The organism is Corynebacterium tardum, assembly GCF_046717785.1.
In the GTDB taxonomy this organism is placed as follows: domain Bacteria; phylum Actinomycetota; class Actinomycetes; order Mycobacteriales; family Mycobacteriaceae; genus Corynebacterium.
The window spans coordinates 1646210-1664395 of the sequence record NZ_CP177104.1 but is presented as its reverse complement, the minus strand read 5'-3'; the positions used below and the strand labels follow the sequence as shown (position 1 = coordinate 1664395).

Genomic DNA, 18186 nt, shown 5'->3' with positions numbered 1-18186 from the left:
TTTGGTATGACCGTGGTCTAACTATCGCTTGAGCTGGACCAGCTGAATCAGGTTACCTACCGTGTCATCGAATACGGCGATGATGGAGGGGCCGACGTCGGTCGGGTCCATAGTAAAGCGCACGCCCTTCGCGCTGAGCTCGGCGTACTCCTTCTCCACATCCTCCGAGAAGAACTGGGTTGCGGGAATACCGTCGGCTTTGAGCGCCGCCGTATAGTCCTTGGCCGCTGGGTGCGCCTTCGGCGTTGGTGACGGTCAGCCACCGGAAGTCGCCATGGGCGACGTCATCGACGAAAACTGACGCAATAAAGACCTGCATGTGCGCGATCGTAATCACCGCGGCCGGAATGTGTAGACCTCCTTTCTGGTTCGACTTTCTTTCTGCCGTCGTTTTATACGACGACATTTAGGTTGAACCTGATTCTTAGAACGGAATGTCGTCGGTGTCGTCGTCCTGTGAGGCTTTGGCTTCAGCCTCAGCCTTTGCCTTCTGCTCGGCGTTGTAGTCATCAAGCTCTTGCTTGAGCTTTTGGGCTTCTTCGCGAACCCGCTTACGCGTCGCAGTGACGTGTTGCCCCACAGTCTGTGCCCAGCGCTTTTCCTTCGGCGACAGCGGGCCTTCAGCCACGGTCATGCACCACGTCCCATCCTCAAACAACCAGATGACATCCCCAGTGTAGGGGTCGAGTAGGTAGTGGAGAGTACCGTCGGTCTTCATGTTGTGGTGCTTTTGACACAAGCAAGCCAGGTTGCTGGGGTGGGTAGCCCCGCCCTCGGAGTAGTTGTGGCGGTGGTCGAGCTGTGAGCTTACGGCAGGCTCGGTGCAGCCACCGGCCCGGCACGACCCATCGCGGCCTTCTACCTCTTTACGCATCGGAACTCCCGGCCGGTAGTTGTCGCTCTCCGCACTAGGAGTGGTGAGATCCCGGACCTTGTCGTGAGGAAGCGGTGCTTGGCGCCAGCCGAAACCGTCAATGTAGGTAGGGGCATTGTCTACGTCGCAGGCGCGATATGTGTTGAGAATGACGGTGGCGGGAGGAGAAATCTCCCCGCTGAGAAGCTTCTTGATCGCATCGGTGATAGACAGCCCGTGCTGGGACGCGGTCTTCCTGATGAACGCATCGAGCTTAATGCCAGTGTCCTCGTCGAACCCCAGCTCAAGCCAGGCTTGGGTGCCGTTGCTGGAAAAGGAGTAGGTGTCTTTGGGCCGCGTGTCACGGTACGCAATGCTGTCATCCAGGGACTTGCAGAGGTCGCGTACTTTGCGGCGTATTTGGCTGCGGTTGGGAAAGACTTGGTTGGGCTTGGTGGGGGAGAAGTAGTCCGCCAGCATGCTGTCGATGAGGTCAAGTGTGGCCGGCGAAGGGGCGGCAAGCGCGGACATCGGCTGATCGATGGCGATCAGTGATTCGATATCTAGCAAGCAGTACTCGGCTTGTAGCGCTTTGACTTTGGGGAGGCTATCGAGGCGAAGAAGTGCCCGCAGCCCGGCCTTGATGTGTCCTTCGGCTAAGGACCAGGCAGTGGCGAGGGACACGGCTGTGGTGTCTATGTCTGCTTCAAGGGTGGGCGTAGCAGCTTCCCAGGCGGCAAAGGTGGCTTTGCGTGCGATAGCGCGGGCGGCTGCGTGCGGGTTCTCAGGATTGGAGATGGCGAAGAAGGCTGGTGGAAGTACGGTTGTGGTACTCATGGAGTCCCCCGGGAAAGATTATATGTAGAAGAAATGTTCTAATTAGAATCCTAGCCCAAACACCACTGTAGGTCCATACCGTAAGCACTATCAGTTTCACAAAGCGATTGCGGTGGGGGTGTCAACCACCACTTTAGGCAGCATGTTCGAGTATGGGCGAGCTGGGATTTTACAGCAGACGCGGTGAAAACGGCGGGGGTAGCTAGGTTGGGTGGGAAAGAGAATCTATTCCGCGACGCCCCTGTCAGAGCTCATTGCGCAGACGGGGATAGACTGGGCGGAGTTAACCGCATGTCAGCGAGTGAAGGGATTGTGAATGACTATCAAGGTAGGCGTCCTCGGCGCTAAGGGCCGCGTGGGCCAGGCAATCGTCGAAGGTGTCAACGCTGCAGAGGACCTAGAGCTGGTTGCTGAGATCGACCGCGAAACGCCGCTGGAGAAGCTTGTTGAAGCAGGCGCTCAGGTGGCCGTCGACTTTACGCAGCCGGCCTCCGTGATGGGAAACCTCGAGTTCTGCATCGCTCACGGCATTCACGCGGTCGTGGGCACCACTGGCTTTGATGATGAGCGCTTGGCGCAGGTGGAGGAGTGGACGAAGCAGGACGGAGCCGGGCACGTCCTTATTGCCCCCAACTTTGCCATTTCCGCGGTCCTGACCATGGTGTTTGCGGCGCAGGCAGCACAGTACTTTGATTCCGCTGAAGTGGTGGAGTTCCACCACCCGAACAAGCTCGATGCGCCGTCGGGCACCGCAGTTCACACCGCACAAGGCATTGCGAACGCACGCAAGGAAGCAGGCGTTGGGCCGATGCCGGATAAGACGGAACAGTCGCTCGACGGCGCGCGCGGCGCGGATGTCGACGGCGTCCACGTGCATGCCGTGCGCATGCAGGGCATGGTGGCGCACGAAGAAGTAATTTTCGGCACCCAGGGTCAGTCCCTGACCATCCGCCAGGATTCCTACGATCGCTCCTCCTTTACCCCGGGCGTGCTCATGGGTGTGCGAGCCATCGAGTCTCACCCTGGGCTTACCGTGGGTCTTGAGAAGTACCTGGGGCTGTAATGGCAAAGGTTACAGAGCTTGACGTCCAGCTCATTGCCGCCACGGAGTTTCACGCGCCGCAGGGGGTTGAGTGGGAGGTGGACCCGGGGGCGTCGGCAAGCGAGGCACTCGTGGAGTTCGCTGGACGTGCCTGCTACGAGTCCTTCGATAAGCCCAACCCCCGCACGGCGTCGAACCAGGCCTACCTGCACCATATTCTGGAGGTCGGCCACGATGCGCTGCTGGAGCACGCCACGGCCACGCTCTACATCCGGGGTCTGTCGCGTTCGGCTACCCACGAGCTGGTGCGGCACCGCCACTTTTCCTTCTCGCAGCTGTCGCAGCGCTTCGTGCATCCGGAGGAGACGGAAGTGGTGTTGCCGAAGCTTATCGCAGAAGACGAGCAGCTTACGCGGCTGACACTGCAGGCGGCCGACGACGCCCGCTTTGTCTACGAGGAACTGCTCAATGCGCTGGAGTCGAAGCTGGAGGAGGAACCGAACGCGCTGCTGCGCAAGAAGCAGGCGCGCCAGGCCGCCCGCGCCGTGTTGCCGAACCTCACCGAATCTCGCATTGTCGTCACCGGTAACTATCGCGCGTGGCGTCACTTCATCGGCGCGCGCGCCACGGAGCAGGCGGATACGGAGATGCGGGAGTTGGCGGTGACCTGTCTGAAGCTGTTGCGGCAGAAATCGCCGGTGCTTTTCGACGATTTCCATATCTCCACCCTCGCCGACGGCACCGAGATGGCCTCTAGTCCCTACGCTTAAGACGCGCGCAGGCCCCCGATGCGGCCAAGAAGGGGCAAAGCGGGTAATCTTGACGCCTATGAGCACAGGTATGACAGCACAGACAGGTGTCGATATCTTCGGACGCGTCGGCGTAGCCATGGTCACCCCGTTTGACCGGGATGGCGCGCTGGACGTGGACACGGGTCGCCGCCTCGCGGCTCATCTTGTAGACAACGGCATCGATTCCCTCATCCTGGCAGGAACCACGGGTGAGTCACCGACCACGTCGCTGGATGAAAAACTGACGCTGTTTGCGGCTGTGAAGGAAGAGGTAGGGGACCGCGCGCGGCTGTGTGCCGGCGCTGGAACCAACAACACCGCCAGCAGCATCGAGGCAGCACGTGCCTTCGCTGACGCAGGTGCGGATAGCCTCTTGGTTGTTACCCCGTACTACTCCAAGCCCTCGCAGGCTGGTGTGTACGCGCACTTCACCGCCGTGGCTGACGCCGTAGACCTACCTATTTGTCTCTACGACATCCCTGGCCGCTCGGGCATTCCGATTGAGACGGAGACGCTTCTTCGCCTTGCGGAAGTGCCGAACATCCAGGCCGTGAAGGACGCCAAGGGCGATCTGACCGCGGCCGCACCCCTAATCCAGGAGACCGGCCTGGCGTGGTACTCCGGAGATGATGGACTGAACCTGCCGTGGCTTTCCCTCGGCGCGTCCGGCGTCATTTCTGTGGTGGGCCACCTTGCGCCGCGTGCCCTGGCTGATCTCTACGTTGCTTTTGACGAGGGCGATATTGCCCGCGCACGAGAGATCAACGCGAAAACTTTAACCCCTCTCATCCAGGCGCAAGGCCGCCTGGGTGGAGTAGCTCTTGTTAAGGCTGCCCTGCCTCTGCAGGGCATGGAAGTAGGAGAACCTCGCCTCCCTGTGTCCGCGGCCAACGCGGACGAGGTCGAGGCTCTCCGCCACGATATGGAGAAGGCTGGAGTCCTTTAAGAATGACTGAACCCCGTAACCGTTCCCGCAAGGTGACCCGAAAGGCGGGTCCGCCTGCGGAGACTGAGACCGCCTCGAATGAGGCGGCTTCGCCGGTTTTCCAAGCACCGAGTGCCTCGGAAGGATCCGGCAAGGATTCGCGCAACGATTCCAACGGTGAGTCCCGCAACGAATCCCGCAATGAATCTCGTAACGACGGCAACAACAATAACCGTCGTTCCCGCTCCCGCGGTTCCCGCGGCGGCCGTGGTCGCGGCCGCGGTGGCAATGGCGGCAACAATGGCAACGGCCACAACGTTAATAACGGCAACAATGGTGGCAAGAACAACGGCCGCAACCGCAACAACAATCGCGGTCGCCGCAACGTGCCGAAGTCGATGCAGGGTGCGGATCTGACCAAGCGCCTGCCGGAGCCGCCGAAGCAGCCGAAGGATGCCCTGCGCATCTACGCCCTCGGCGGCATCTCGGAGATCGGCCGAAACATGACCGTCTTTGAGTACCAGGATGATCTCCTGATCATCGACTGTGGCGTGCTCTTCCCGTCCTCGGGTGAGCCGGGCGTAGACCTCATCCTGCCGGACTTTGGTCCGATCGAGAAGAAGATCCACAAGGTCAAGGCCCTCGTGGTCACGCACGCGCACGAGGATCACATCGGTGCTATCCCGTGGCTGCTCAAGCTGCGCCCGGACATCCCGATCGTGGCCTCCCGCTTCACCATTGCGCTCATCGCTGCGAAGTGTAAGGAGCACCGCCAGAAGCCGAAGTTCGTTGAGGTCAACGAAAAGTCGGACGTCAACTACGGCCCGTTCCGTTGCCGCTTCTGGGCAGTGAACCACTCCGTTCCGGACGCGCTGGGCATCATGCTGGGTACCCCGGCTGGCAACATCATCCACACCGGTGACATCAAGCTGGATCAGACCCCGCTGGACAACCGCCCGACGGACCTGCCGGCCCTGTCTCGCTACGGTGACGAGGGCGTGGATCTCATGCTCTGTGACTCTACGAACGCGAACATTCCGGGCGTTTCTGCCTCCGAGGGTGACATTCCCGCCACCTTCCGTCGCCTCGTCTCCGGCGCGAAGCAGCGCGTTATCATCGCCTCCTTCGCCTCCAACGTCTACCGCGTGCAGGCGGCTATCGACGCCGCCGTGGACGCCGGACGCAAGGTGGCCTTCAATGGCCGCTCCATGATGCGCAACATGGAGATCGCCGAGAAGATGGGCTTCCTCAAGGTTCCGCGCGGTACCATCATCCCGATCGATGAGGCGGCCAAGATGGCGCCGCACAAGGTCATGCTCATCACCACGGGTACGCAGGGTGAGCCGATGGCCGCCCTGTCCCGCATGGCGCGCCACGAGCACCGCCAGATCACTGTCCGCGATGGCGACCTGATCGTTTTCTCCTCCTCGCTCATTCCGGGCAATGAAGAGGCCGTCTACGGTGTTATCAACATGCTGTCCCAGATCGGTGCTGAGGTGGTGACGAACAAGGAAGCCAAGGTTCACGCTTCCGGTCACGGCTACGGCGGCGAGCTGCTGTTCCTGTACAACGCGGCCCGTCCGAAGAACGCCATGCCGGTCCACGGCGAGTGGCGCCACCTGCGCGCCAACAAGGAACTCGCAATCTCCACGGGCGTGGCCCGTGACCGCGTGGTCCTGGCGCAGAACGGTGTCGTGGTTGACCTTCGCAACAACCGCGCCGAGGTTGTCGGCCAGATTCCGGTGGGCAACCTGTACGTCGACGGTGTGTCCATGGGTGATGTCGATGCAGATACGCTGGCTGACCGCACCAACCTGGGTGCCGGCGGCGTGGTATCCATTACCTGTGTCATCGACAACCGCACCTCCCGTCTACTGGAGCACCCGGCGGTGTCGACCACGGGCTTCTCGGACGACGACCGCGGCATTGTGCCCGAGGTGGCGGAGCTGGTGGAAAACACCATGAACGACTTGGCAGCGGAGGGTGAGAACGATACCTACCGCATGGTCCAGAAGATCCGCCGCAAGGTGTCCAAGCTCATGGACTCCAAGTACAAGCGTGAGCCGGTGATTCTGCCGACCATTGTGCCGACGAATTCGGACACGCTCGAGCTTGACGACGACGAAGTGGAATCCGCCCGCGAGTCCCTCTAAGCGTTAAGCGCCCCAGCGCACAGCACCCCAGCGTTCCTGCCGCCCGTAGGTATGCTGGGGTGCATGTCGTTTTCATCTGCTGAGCGCGCCAAGATGGTTGCGCTATTTCATGAGCTTGGCCCCGACGCCCCCACGTTGTGCGAAGGCTGGTCTACCAAAGACCTTGCCGCCCACCTGTGGGTGCGCGAGAACCGTCTAGATGCAGCTGCGGGACTGTTTCTCTCGCCGCTGGCCTCGCACCTAGACGAGGTAACCGCCCAGGTACTTGAGCGTGACTTCGATGATCTTGTTGACGCGTGGGGCAGGGGAGCGGGGAAGATCAACCCGTTCCGCTATGTTGACTCCCTGCTTAATGGCGCCGAGCACTTTGTGCACCACGAAGACATTCGCCGCGCCAATGGCCGTACGGAGGGAAGGGACTTCTCGCAGGTGGTGATCGAGCAACTACACACCCAGCTCAAGCGGATGGCGCCGGGGATGCTGGCGAAGTCCACGATGTCGGTGGTCCTAGAGCCTGCCGGATTTCAGCCCCTAGTTACAGCGGATAAGAACGGCGTGGCAAAGAAGGGCGATGCTGTGGTGCGCGTGCGGGGCTCCGTTCCGGAGCTTCTGCTCTGGGCCTTTGGGCGCGATGCGGCCCATGTAGAGATTGAGGGCGACGCCTCCGCGATCCATAGGTCAAGCCTGTAGGCTGAACTCGCTAAAATCTCCGCCACACACGTGTTGCTTATGTTGTTAGTGGTGTTTTAGCTACTAGAGTGACAGACATGTCTGTCAAAAATGCCCCGTCTCGCGCGTCCGGCCGTGGCCGTGATCGTTCACGCCCATCAGGTCGTTCGAGCTATTCGCTGACGTCCGCCACTCGCGCTGCCGAGACCTCCCAGGAGAGGACCGGCAGCGCCTTTCGTCCCGTCGGGCGAGTCTTGGGTAGTGCATTCGGCGCTACCGCGAAGGGGGTGGGCACTATCGCGCGCGGAGTGGGGCATGGCATAAACGGCCTCAAGCCAGCTGCGGACGGGAGCCGGGACGAGGATGTCTACGGCAGCACCTATGATTCTTATGGGTACGACGAGTACGAGGATTACGACGAGATTAGGGAGCCAGGGGAAATTTCTGCGCGGGGTGACAAGCACACGGGTTCGGCCAAGGGGTCGAAGAATGGCGCAAAGAAGAACGCGAAACGAAGCAAGGTAACGCGCGCTCAGGACATCGTGGAGGATGACGTCCCGACGACGGTGATCTCGCGCCGTGAAGAGAGCGGGGAGAAGAGCATTCGCGTGTCCAACCCGGACGCGGTGGCCCTCGTGCTCATCGGTGTGGCCATTGTTCTGGCGTGCGCGACCTGGTTCCAGGTTGCCGGAGTTATTGGTGAATACCTCACCAATGCCGTGCGCTACGTGATTGGTGCCGGCGCCTACGTGTTGCCTATCGCGCTGGTGGCGGTAGCTATTGCCCTCATGATGGATCTGTCTGGCCCGGCGGGACATTTCAAGTCCCGCGTCGCCGGCGGTACCGCGTTGATCATCGTGTGCATGCTCTCCCTGATCCACATCTTTGCCGGCCTGCCGGACCTGACCTGGAAGGATAACGCGGCCGGCGAAGCCGGTGGCGCCATTGGCTTTGGCATTGGTGAATTGCTGGTTGCCGCATTCTCTAGCTACGTGGCCGTTCCGCTGTTGTTCCTGCTCATTGTCTACGGGGCGTTGAACATCACGGGAATCACGCTGCGCGAAGCATACGATTTTGTGGCTGCCCAAGTGGCGGGCCTGCTGGACCGTCGCCGCGAAGAACCTTTCGATGACGAGCTGGTGGATGATGACTACGGTCATGTCACCGATGACATCGACGCCATTGCGGAAGGCCGCGAGCGCCCCGTCCGCCCCGCACGTCCGGCGCGACCCGCTTACCAGGCGCCGCGTCGAAGCCGCCCGCGCCCGGCACCGCAGCCGGACCCGAATGCGACGGTATCCTTCGATTCGGCAGCACAGCCTGTGTCCCAACAGGTCGAGCAGCCGGAGCAGCCGGAGCAGCCGCAGGAGGAGCCTCAGGAACCGGTACAGTATGGTCGCCCGCCGGCTCGTCCCGCGGCCAAGGACATTGGGGATACCGATGAGTTCCCGGCCGTGAGCGCTGAACCGGAGCCGACTCAGGTCATCGAGCCGGAGCCGGCCAAGCCCGCGAAGCCGGCACCGAAGCCGGCCAAGCGTTCCGCCGTTGGAGGTGCCGCGGGTGCGGCGTTGGGTGCTGCGGCGGCGTCGGAAAGCGCTGCGGTGGCTGCCCAGACTGCCGGAGCAGCCAAGGCGACCGAGACGGCGGCTGACGTGGCGGGGGATGCTGTCTCCGCCGCTCACGCCGAGGCCGTGCGGCTCTTCCAGCAGCGCTCCGGGCGGGACGCCACGACGGGCGGGAAGGTAGAGGAGCCAGCCGAGGAAGCGGCGCCGGAGGTTGCGCCTACTCCCAGCGGTGCGGAAGACACCGCCATGGGTGGCGGCTACGACGTGCCGACGACGGACCTGCTGACTGCTGGCAAGCCCGCCATGGCCCGCACCGAAGCCAACGACCGCATTATCGAGGCCATTACCGAGGTCTTCGAGGAATTCAAGGTCAATGCCCAGGTCACCGGCTTCAGCCGTGGCCCGACAGTCACGCGTTACGAGATTGAGCTGGGCCCGGGCGTGAAGGTGTCGAAGATTACCAACCTCCAGTCCAACCTGGCATACGCCGTGGCCACGGATAACCTGCGCCTTCTGACGCCCATTCCGGGCAAGTCCGCCGTCGGTATTGAGGTACCCAATGCTGACCGTGAGATGGTGCGCCTGCGCGACGTTCTGGATTCCCCGGCACTGCGCGCGGACCACGACCCGATGCTTATCGGCTTGGGCAAGGACATTGAGGGCCAGTACACGTCCTTCTCCGTGAAGAAGATGCCGCACCTGCTCGTGGCCGGTGCAACTGGTTCCGGTAAGTCGGCGTTCGTCAACTCCATGCTTGTGTCTCTTCTGACGCGTGCTACCCCGGAGGACGTGCGGCTTATCCTGGTGGATCCGAAGATGGTGGAGCTCACGCCGTACGAGGGCATCCCGCACCTCATCACTCCGATCATTACGCAGCCGAAGAAGGCTGCTGCCGCACTGCAGTGGCTGGTGGAGGAGATGGAGCAGCGCTACATGGACATGCAGGCTGCCCGCGTGCGCAAGATCGAGGACTTCAACCGCAAGGTGCGCACCGGCGAGTACCAGGCCCCGGCTGGTTCCCAGCGAGAGATGCGGCCGTACCCGTACATCGTGTGTGTCGTCGACGAGCTGGCTGACCTCATGATGACCGCGCCGAAGGAGATCGAGGACTCGATCGTCCGTATCACCCAGAAGGCGCGTGCCGCAGGTATCCACCTGGTGCTGGCAACGCAGCGCCCGTCTGTCGACGTTGTCACCGGTCTCATCAAGACCAACGTGCCGTCCCGCCTGGCGTTCGCGACCTCCTCGCTGACGGACTCCCGCGTCATCCTGGACCAGGGCGGTGCCGAGAAGCTCATCGGCATGGGCGACGGCCTCTTCATCCCGCAGGGTGGCCGCCCGGTGCGTATGCAGGGCGCGTTCGTCTCCGACGAAGAGGTGCAGGCGGTTGTCGACGCCGCGAAGGCCCAGGGCACCCCGAACTACACCGAGGGTGTCACGGACGACAAGTCCTCCGAGGCCAAGAAGGAGATCGACGAGGAGATTGGCAAGGACATGGACGACCTCCTCGAGGCCGTCGACTTGGTGGTCACCTCCCAGCTGGGCTCGACGTCGATGCTCCAACGCAAGCTGCGCATCGGCTTTGCCAAGGCGGGACGCCTTATGGACCTCATGGAATCCCGCGGTGTTGTTGGCCCGTCGGAGGGCTCCAAGGCGCGCGAGGTTCTGGTTAAGCCGGAGGAACTCGACACCATCATCTGGATGATCAAGGGCGCGGACCCGGCCGAAGCACCGAAGGAAATCCAGGACGCGGAGGAGCCCGATTCCTCCGCCGAGGGCGATACCCGCACCGTACAGGTAAATGACAACCCCTCTGCAGGCGCGTTCTAGCCTCCACGGGCTTCCGTGTAGGATAGGACGAGTCTTGGAGGGGAGTACCCCAGTTCTCGGCGCCGATCGTCAACACGGCTACTGCGAAACGGCAGTTCCCGGTCGCGTCGGCTAGCACAGTGTCAACAGTGTCAACAGTGTCAGCTGTAGGTCAGTGCTAGCGGGGGAGACCTCCGGTCTTAGTTGTCACGCCGACCGGAGGGATAGTGCACCATGCATGTACCTGTCTGGGTCTGGGCCATCACCATCGTGGTGGTACTGGGCTTTTTCATTTTCGATTTCTATAGCCACGTCCGCTCCCCGCATGAGCCCACCATCAAGGAGTCCGCGGGCTGGACCATTTTCTACATGGTGATCGCCCTCATCTTTGGCGGGGTGGTGTGGGTGCTCTGGGATCACGAGCACGCCATGCAGTTCTACACCGGTTGGGTCACCGAGCAGGCGCTGAGTGTGGATAACCTGTTCGTCTTCTCGCTCATCATGGCGTCGTTCAAGATCCCACGGAAATACCAACAGAAGGTGCTGCTCATCGGTATTGTGCTGGCGCTGGTCTTCCGCCTGATCTTCATCATGCTCGGCGCAGCCATCATCGCGGCGTGGTCGGACGTGTTCTACCTCTTCGCCATCTTCCTCATCTACACCGCGGTGAAGCTGCTCATTGATGAGATCAATGATGCCCCGGAAACCGACCCCAATGACATGCTCATCATCAAGTGGCTGCGCAAGGTCGTTCACGTCACCCCGCGCTACCACGGGGACAAGCTGACCCACCGCGAGGAGTCTGGGAAGAAGAAGGGTAAGTTCGCCCTCACCCCGCTGTTTGTGGCGCTGGCAGCCATCGGGCTGATCGACGTCATGTTTGCCTTCGACTCCATCCCGGCCATCTACGGCGTCACCTCGGAGCCGTTCCTGGTGTTCTCGACGAACGCCTTCGCGCTGATGGGCCTGCGCCAGATGTTCTTCCTCATCGACGGGCTGCTGGACCGCCTGGTGTACCTGCCGTACGGCTTGGGGATCATCCTGCTCTTTATTGGCGTCAAGCTGCTCTTCCATGCTCTGCACGAGAACAACCTGCCGTTCATCAACGGGGGCGAGGACGTGAGCTCCATTCCGGAAATCTCCACCATCACGTCACTGCTGGTGATCGTGGGAGTGCTGGTCATTACCGTGCTGCTGTCGCTGTGGAAGGACAAGCGCGACGAGTCCCAGGGCGGGGTGTCCATCTCCCACAACCACTACGACTGGGACGACTTTGGCAACAAGATTGTGCGCAACAAGAAGGGAGAGCTCGTGGGCAAGGCCGAGGAGCTGCCGGAGGCACAGTTGCCGTAGCGTGCCCGCGCCGGCGCCTGCTGGAGAGGGCTGGAAGGGCTAGAAGGAGTTGATGACGGGATTCCACTCGCGGAAGGCGCGGCCGGTGACGGCCCCCTCGGCGTAGAAGGGATCCTGGTCCATGAGCTCAATGACCTGTGCAACCTCGGTGGACTCGTCCTCGAACTGCAGGACGATGAGCGCCCCGCCCTTGGAATCCGTATAGGGGCCCGAGCCGCAAATCTGTCCCTTCTTCAGGAGGGATGTGATGAATTCGCGGTGCTTCGGGCGCACCTGGGCGATGACGGGATTGGACGGGTTGTACTCGTACGAGACTGCGAAATACTTCATGTTCCTCACTGTAATCAGTGCGTGGTTCGAGCGGGCCGGATTGGGGGAGGCCGAAGGTAGCGAGGAAAGTGACCACGGTAGGATGAAGAACGTGAATGATTCTCAGGCTGCGCAGAACCAGGCACCACATGCGGACGTCGATCCGGCGGTGTCGAACTGGAATCTGCCCAATATCTTGACCGGCCTGCGGATCCTATTTATTCCTTTGTTTGTGTGGCTGGTCCTCGCCGGCCACGACTGGTGGGCTTTCGGCTGCTTCGCGCTGCTGATGCTCACGGATAAGCTCGACGGCGACATTGCTCGCGCGCGCGGGTTGATTACGGATTTTGGCAAGATCGCCGACCCCATCGCCGACAAGGCCTTGATGACCGCGGCGTTCGTGAGCCTCAACATCATCGGCGCGTTGCCGGTGTGGATCACCGTGGTCATTTTGTTCCGCGAGTTTGGCATCACCATCTGGCGCTTCGTCCTGCTGCGTCAGGGCAAGGTGGTGCCGGCGTCCAAGGGCGGAAAGCTGAAGACTGCTCTGCAGACGTTGGCCGTGGCGCTGTACTTGTGCCCGCTGCCGGAGTGGATGGATATCCCGAGCCGCATCGTCATGCTCGCCGCCGTCGTAGTCACGGTGGTCACCGGCGTGCAGTATCTCGTTGATGGGCGGAAGGAAAACCAGTGAGTACCGCAGCGCGCGTCGTCACCGTGCTTCGTGAGCGTGGGGAAACGGTGGCGTTCTGTGAGTCACTTACTGCCGGCCTGGCGGCAGCCACGGTGGCGAGCATTCCGGGTGCTTCTGCGGTGCTGCGTGGCGGCTTGGTGACGTACGCGACGGAGGTCAAGGCGCACTTTCTGCACACGAGCGTGGAGGTGCTGGAGAACCAAGGCGTGGTATCAGCCGAGACGGCAACTGAGATGGCCGTGGCCGCGTGTGCGGAGACTGATGCTGACTGGGGGATTGGGCTTACCGGCGTGGCGGGGCCCGACCTGCAGGAGGGAAAGCCGGCGGGAACGGTCTACGTGGGGGTGTGCCGTAGGGGTGCGGGCCAGCGCGGCGTGTTGGTGCAGCTCGAGGGCGGCGAGCGCAACGCCATCCGCGAGGCAGCAGCGGACGCGGCCTTGAGCCTTCTGCTATCAACTCTTGCAGAAAATTAGGGCGCCGCGGGAACAAACGCTTTCGCTGAGCCGTTGTACGGGGTGATGAACACTTCAGTTGCACTTCTTGATAAGCCCACCCGAGCACCGAAAGCGCCCGAACCCCTGCTGCGTGAGGCGCTGGGACTTACCCTCCGCGCGTTTCGCGCAGACAAGGGCGTGACGCTACGCGAGCTCGCCGGTGTGGCCCGCGTGTCCCCGGGCTACCTCTCTGAGCTGGAGCGCGGACGCAAGGAGGTGTCCTCTGAGCTGCTCGCCTCCGTGTGCCACGCCCTAGACGTCACCGTCTCCGACGTTCTCATTGAGGCAGCTGGCTACATGGCACTGCCCTCTATGGACGAGGAACTAGCCTCCACGGCACCCGCGGCCTCGGAGCTCTAGACAGGCCGCGCGCCGGTTCCGTACCGCAACGCTTACCCACCCTCTTCGCTACTATTGGGTGGGTAGAACAACTCTCGAAACACTATTGACTGCTGAGAAAGGCACCTTCTGTCATGGCGAACCCATTCGTAAAGGCCTGGAAGTACTTTATGGCTCTCTTCGATTCCAAGATTGAGGAGAACGCGGACCCCAAGGTTCAGATTGAGCAGGCGATCCAGGATGCGCAGCGTCAGCACCAGGAGCTGTCGCAGCAGGCCGCGGCTGTCATTGGCAACCAGCGCCAGCTGGAGATGCAGCTCAACCGCCGCCTGAGCGAGATTGAAAAGCTGCAGCAGAACACCCGCAACGCGCTGAACCTGGCGGATAAGGCTCGCGCGGAGGGCGACGTGCAGAAGGCCACCGAGTACGAAAACGCCGCAGAGGCCTTCGCCGCCCAGCTGGTCACCGCTGAACAGTCTGTGGAGGACACCAAGAAGCTGCACGACCAGGCCCTCCAGCAGGCCGAGCAGGCCAAGAAGGCCGTGGAGCGCAACGGCATGGCGTTGCGTGAGAAGGTCAACGAGCGCTCCAAGCTGCTGTCGCAGCTGGAGCAGGCCAAGATGCAGGAGAAGGTCTCCGAGTCGCTGAATTCCATGAATGAGCTCACCGCTAGCGGCAACACGCCGTCCCTGGACGCGGTGCGTGACAAGATTGAGCGCCGCTACTCCAACGCTCTGGGTCAGGCGGAGCTGGCGGAGAATTCGGTGTCGAACCGCATGCAGGAGATCGAGCAGGCTGGCGTGCAACTGGCTGGTCACTCCCGCCTGGAGCAGATCCGTGCGGAGATGAATAGCCCGAAGTCGGTGGAGGGCAACTCCCAGCAGGCCATCGGCGGCAACTCGTCGGCTTCCCAGTCCAATGCTCAGGATGACGCCGTGCAGGCCCGCCTGCGCGAGCTGCGCGGGGAGTAGAAACCAGCGCTAGTCGCCGACACCACGCGCCTGCAGCGCTTCGCCCATGGCGCGGGCGCGGCGGATGGAACGAATAACTACCGGGGTGCCAAAGGCCGTGAGTGAGGCCGTGGCACCCCGGGCTTTTCGTGCGTCAAGTACCTCGAGGGCGGTGTTGAGCATGAGGGGGAGCAGGCGAATGGTCAAAGACATCGCCAGCGTAATGTTCTCCACGGGCACGCTGAACCGGGCGAGCGGGGCCAGCGCCCGGTCAAAGGAATCCATCATCTCAGAAACCTGCGTTGTCAGCGTCAAGAGAATGGCCGCGGCAACTGCCGCGTAGACCGTGAGAAACATGACGGCGGCGTCCACGAAGCCCTTTTGCCACCACTGGAAGGCAGCGAGGGCAATCAGGAGGTAGAGCGGCGGCGCAAGCTGTCCCACCGCGACGCGGAAGGGGATCCGCGCGATGGGGTAGAGCGCAAAGACTAGGGCCAGGCACAGCCCTGCCCAGGGTATGGTGTGCACCGCCAGCGAGGTCACCAGGATGAAGGCGATCAGTGCGACAAACTTGAGCGCCGCGGGGAGGCGGTGAATCACGGTATCGGCGTCCACGTAGAAGCCGAGGGGGATGTTCTTGGGCATGATGCTAGAGCGGGCGGGAGGCCATGAGGTCGGTGTAGAAGGGGATGACGTCTTCAGGAGCGCCGTCGGCGGCAACGCGGTGGTTGTCGATGCACAGCACGCGGTCGAAGTCGGAGAGGAAATCCAGATCGTGGGTCACCACGATGAGCTGCTGCTCCAAGCAGGCGAATTCCCGCCGAATGCGGTCGCGATTGCGCAGGTCAAGCAGCGTGGTGGGCTCGTCCGCAATGATGACGGTCGGCTGCATGACCAAGACTGCGGCAAGTGCTAGCAACTGCTTTTGCCCGCCGGAGAGGGTGTGCGGTGACTGCTCGGCCAGCGAGTTTAAGCCAAAGCGCTCAAGGGCGGCGTCGACGCGAGCTGCGCGCTCCGCCTTGGGAAGCTTGAGCCGACGCAGGGAAAAGTCCACGTCATCCCGCACATTCGGCATGACAATTTGGTTCTCTGCATCGGAAAAGACAAAGCCCACCTTGCGGCGCACCTCTTTGCCGTGCTTGGCGACGTCCACCGAGTCCACCAGCACCTCACCTTCCGTGGGCTCACCCAGGCCGTTGATGAGGCGAACCAGCGTGGACTTGCCGCCACCATTGGCACCGATGATGCCGATGCGCTGCTCTGAAAGCGTCAGCGAAATATTAGTGAGAACCTGCTTGTCGTCGAAGGAGACAGAGACATTGTTGAAGTCAATCCGTGGCACGACGATGGCCTAAGCGTGTTGTTGGGTGGAGCTAGCGTGGCGCCCCATGAGGTCAGGGAAGGCGGTGTGTACGCCGACGGCTACGGCCACCATGACGGCAACCTTGATCAGATCCGGGATGAGGAACGGGCCCTGCGCGGCGATAGCGACGATGAAGGACATGTCGGAGCGCACCATGAGGCCGATGCTGCCGCAGAAGTACTGGATGGCCAAGCCCACGACGCCAGCGACGGCCAGAGTGGCAATCATTCCGCCCTTGGCACGCGGGGCGCGGTAGGCGATGAGTCCCGCGATGGCGGGGGCGATGATGTAGCCCACCAAGTAGCCCACGGTGGGGCCGGCAATGGCGCCGAGGGCGCTGCGTCCGCCGGCCAGGATGGGCATGCCGACTAGGCCCAGTGCGAGGAAGAGCAGTCCGACGAAGAAACCACGTCGCCCGCCCAGTACGAGTCCGGCGAGGATGATGACGGCGTTCTGGAGGACAATGGGCACGCCCGCGGTCGGGGTGGGGATGGACACGAAGGCGAAGACGATGATGAGGGCCGTGAATACCGCGACGTAGGCGATGTCGCTTGCGACAGAGTTCTTTTTCATGGGCCGAAGTTTATCTAGCATTGCAACGTGCCAGCAAATACGGGATTTTGAACGGTGTTCAAGCTTGGCGTTTTCTTGCCTGGAATACCCTCAACTGGGTGGCGGGAGTGAGCTTGTTCGACACACCAGGGTGAAAGTGGATAATCGAACACCTGTGTGTGTATTGTGTGAGGAGAGTCCGGCGGGCGCGCTAGGGTGTGTTCGTGGTTCGGGAATGAGCCGGGAACCTAGCGGCTGCAGCCGCAGTCTAAAGGCTAAACACTGCACAGAAATTAGCGATTAACAACGACAAGTAACCACGACGAGGTAAAGGATTACATGGCTACGAAGAAGAAGTCCTCGGCGGCCAGCAAGGCCGGAAAGGGCGATGACCGCCAGAAGGCGCTCGACGCCGCAATGTCGATGATTGAGAAGGATTTTGGTAAAGGTGCTGTGATGCGCCTGGGAGATGACGATCGCCCGCCAATCCAGGCCATCTCTTCCGGAAACACGGCGATTGACATTGCCTTGGGCGTGGGCGGCTTCCCGCGCGGACGCATCGTGGAGATTTACGGTCCGGAGTCCTCCGGTAAGACCACCGTGGCCCTCCATGCAATAGCCTCAGCGCAGAAGACCGGCGGCATTGCCGCGTTCATTGACGCCGAGCACGCGCTTGACCCGGAATACGCCCGTCTGTTGGGCGTGGACACCGACAATCTTCTGGTGTCCCAGCCGGATACCGGTGAGCAGGCTCTCGAGATTGCGGACATGTTGGTGCGTTCCGGCGCCATCGACATCATCGTCATTGACTCGGTGGCAGCCCTGACGCCGAAGGCGGAAATCGAGGGCGAGATGGGTGACAGCCACGTGGGCCTCCAAGCCCGCCTGATGTCCCAGGCGCTGCGAAAGATGACCGGCGCGCTGTACAACTCCGGCACTACCGCCATCTTTATTAACCAGCTGCGCGAGAAGATCGGCGTGATGTTCGGTTCCCCGGAGACCACCACCGGTGGTAAGGCCCTCAAGTTCTACGCTTCCGTGCGCTGCGATATTCGCCGTATCCAGACGCTCAAGGACGGTCAGGACGCCATTGGTAACCGCACCAAGCTCAAGGTGGTCAAGAACAAGGTATCCCCGCCGTTCAAGATCGCGGAGTTCGACATTATGTATGGCGAGGGCATTTCCCGCGAGTCCTCCATCATTGACCTGGGTGTGGAGAACGGCTTTATTAAGAAGTCGGGCTCGTGGTTCACCTATGAGGGCGACCAGCTGGGCCAGGGCAAGGAGAAGGCGCGTCACTTCCTCAAGGACAATCCGGACCTGGCGGATGAGATTGAGAAGAAGATCTTCGTCAAGCTGGGCGTCGGCGCGGCTGCGGCTGAGGCCGGCGAAGACGTGGCCATGGATGTGCCGGGCGCAGACGATCCGCTCACGGATGAGTCTGTGGATCTGGTCCCCAACGTCGATTTCGACGACGACTAATCTGCC

General features: G+C 61.9%; 18 protein-coding genes. 12 read left to right on the top strand and 6 right to left on the bottom strand.

The genetic code is table 11. From position 1 onward, the window contains the following. Positions 1-21: 21 nt before the first annotated feature. The gene (locus ACLI1P_RS08005; RefSeq protein WP_411709708.1) at positions 22-189 is read right to left on the bottom strand and encodes a VOC family protein; all 168 of its coding nucleotides are present in this window, start codon (positions 187-189) and stop codon (positions 22-24) included. Between the two features lie 235 nt (positions 190-424). Beyond that, entirely contained in the window at positions 425-1690 is a 1266-nt protein-coding gene (locus ACLI1P_RS08000) for an HNH endonuclease signature motif containing protein (protein WP_411708512.1), read from the bottom strand. Between the two features lie 316 nt (positions 1691-2006). Between ACLI1P_RS08000 and dapB the strand changes: the two genes are divergently transcribed. From dapB to ACLI1P_RS07965, 7 genes are all read left to right on the top strand, one after another. Continuing rightward, the gene (gene dapB, locus ACLI1P_RS07995) at positions 2007-2753 is read left to right on the top strand and encodes a 4-hydroxy-tetrahydrodipicolinate reductase (RefSeq protein ID WP_306506798.1); all 747 of its coding nucleotides are present in this window, start codon (positions 2007-2009) and stop codon (positions 2751-2753) included. Next, entirely contained in the window at positions 2753-3502 is a 750-nt protein-coding gene (gene thyX / locus ACLI1P_RS07990; protein WP_408930628.1) for an FAD-dependent thymidylate synthase, read from the top strand. The genes dapB and thyX overlap by 1 nt, the downstream gene beginning before the upstream one ends. 58 nt (positions 3503-3560) lie before the next feature. Further along, positions 3561-4469: a 4-hydroxy-tetrahydrodipicolinate synthase gene (gene dapA / locus ACLI1P_RS07985; protein WP_408930627.1), complete on the top strand. Its 909-nt coding sequence runs from the start codon at positions 3561-3563 to the stop codon at positions 4467-4469. Positions 4470-4471: 2 nt separating this feature from the next. Further along, positions 4472-6601 (top strand): ribonuclease J, encoded by a 2130-nt coding sequence (locus ACLI1P_RS07980; protein WP_411708511.1) that lies wholly within the window; start codon positions 4472-4474, stop codon positions 6599-6601. A 51-nt stretch (positions 6602-6652) separates the two neighbouring features. Further along, on the top strand, positions 6653-7291 hold the full coding sequence (locus tag ACLI1P_RS07975) for a TIGR03085 family metal-binding protein (RefSeq protein ID WP_306506802.1): 639 nt from the start codon (positions 6653-6655) through the stop codon (positions 7289-7291). A gap of 77 nt (positions 7292-7368) precedes the next feature. Continuing rightward, a complete protein-coding gene (locus tag ACLI1P_RS07970; RefSeq protein ID WP_411708510.1) occupies positions 7369-10665 on the top strand; it encodes a DNA translocase FtsK in 3297 nt (1098 codons plus the stop codon). A 213-nt stretch (positions 10666-10878) separates the two neighbouring features. Next, positions 10879-11997, top strand: a complete 1119-nt coding sequence (locus ACLI1P_RS07965; RefSeq protein ID WP_411708509.1) for a TerC family protein — start codon at positions 10879-10881, stop codon at positions 11995-11997. A 39-nt stretch (positions 11998-12036) separates the two neighbouring features. Here the strand turns inward: ACLI1P_RS07965 and ACLI1P_RS07960 are convergent, their stop codons facing one another. Then, positions 12037-12327: a YciI family protein gene (locus ACLI1P_RS07960; protein ID WP_296130842.1), complete on the bottom strand. Its 291-nt coding sequence runs from the start codon at positions 12325-12327 to the stop codon at positions 12037-12039. An 82-nt stretch (positions 12328-12409) separates the two neighbouring features. Between ACLI1P_RS07960 and pgsA the strand changes: the two genes are divergently transcribed. The 4 genes from pgsA (at position 12410) to ACLI1P_RS07940 (ending at position 14804) form a co-directional block, all read left to right on the top strand. Then, positions 12410-13000, top strand: a complete 591-nt coding sequence (gene pgsA, locus ACLI1P_RS07955) for a CDP-diacylglycerol--glycerol-3-phosphate 3-phosphatidyltransferase (protein WP_296130845.1) — start codon at positions 12410-12412, stop codon at positions 12998-13000. After that, positions 12997-13473 carry a CinA family protein gene (locus tag ACLI1P_RS07950; protein ID WP_411708508.1) on the top strand — a complete coding sequence of 159 codons (477 nt, stop codon included), beginning with the start codon at positions 12997-12999 and terminating at the stop codon, positions 13471-13473. The genes pgsA and ACLI1P_RS07950 overlap by 4 nt, the downstream gene beginning before the upstream one ends. A gap of 45 nt (positions 13474-13518) precedes the next feature. Then, on the top strand, positions 13519-13854 hold the full coding sequence (locus ACLI1P_RS07945) for a helix-turn-helix domain-containing protein (protein ID WP_411708507.1): 336 nt from the start codon (positions 13519-13521) through the stop codon (positions 13852-13854). Between the two features lie 113 nt (positions 13855-13967). Then, positions 13968-14804, top strand: coding sequence for a PspA/IM30 family protein (locus ACLI1P_RS07940; protein ID WP_411708506.1), 837 nt, complete (start codon positions 13968-13970; stop codon positions 14802-14804). Between the two features lie 9 nt (positions 14805-14813). Here the strand turns inward: ACLI1P_RS07940 and ACLI1P_RS07935 are convergent, their stop codons facing one another. Genes ACLI1P_RS07935 through ACLI1P_RS07925 form a run of 3 tightly spaced genes read right to left on the bottom strand, consistent with a single transcriptional unit; the run spans position 14814 to position 16719 of the window. Next, positions 14814-15428 carry an energy-coupling factor transporter transmembrane component T family protein gene (locus tag ACLI1P_RS07935; protein WP_411708505.1) on the bottom strand — a complete coding sequence of 205 codons (615 nt, stop codon included), beginning with the start codon at positions 15426-15428 and terminating at the stop codon, positions 14814-14816. Positions 15429-15432: 4 nt separating this feature from the next. Then, the gene (locus ACLI1P_RS07930) at positions 15433-16125 is read right to left on the bottom strand and encodes an energy-coupling factor ABC transporter ATP-binding protein (RefSeq protein WP_411708504.1); all 693 of its coding nucleotides are present in this window, start codon (positions 16123-16125) and stop codon (positions 15433-15435) included. A 9-nt stretch (positions 16126-16134) separates the two neighbouring features. Further along, a complete protein-coding gene (locus tag ACLI1P_RS07925; protein WP_411708503.1) occupies positions 16135-16719 on the bottom strand; it encodes a biotin transporter BioY in 585 nt (194 codons plus the stop codon). Between the two features lie 318 nt (positions 16720-17037). Between ACLI1P_RS07925 and recA the strand changes: the two genes are divergently transcribed. After that, complete coding sequence (gene recA, locus ACLI1P_RS07920; protein ID WP_296130866.1) at positions 17038-18180, top strand: recombinase RecA; 1143 nt, start codon at positions 17038-17040, stop codon at positions 18178-18180. The last annotated feature ends 6 nt before the right edge of the window (positions 18181-18186 follow it).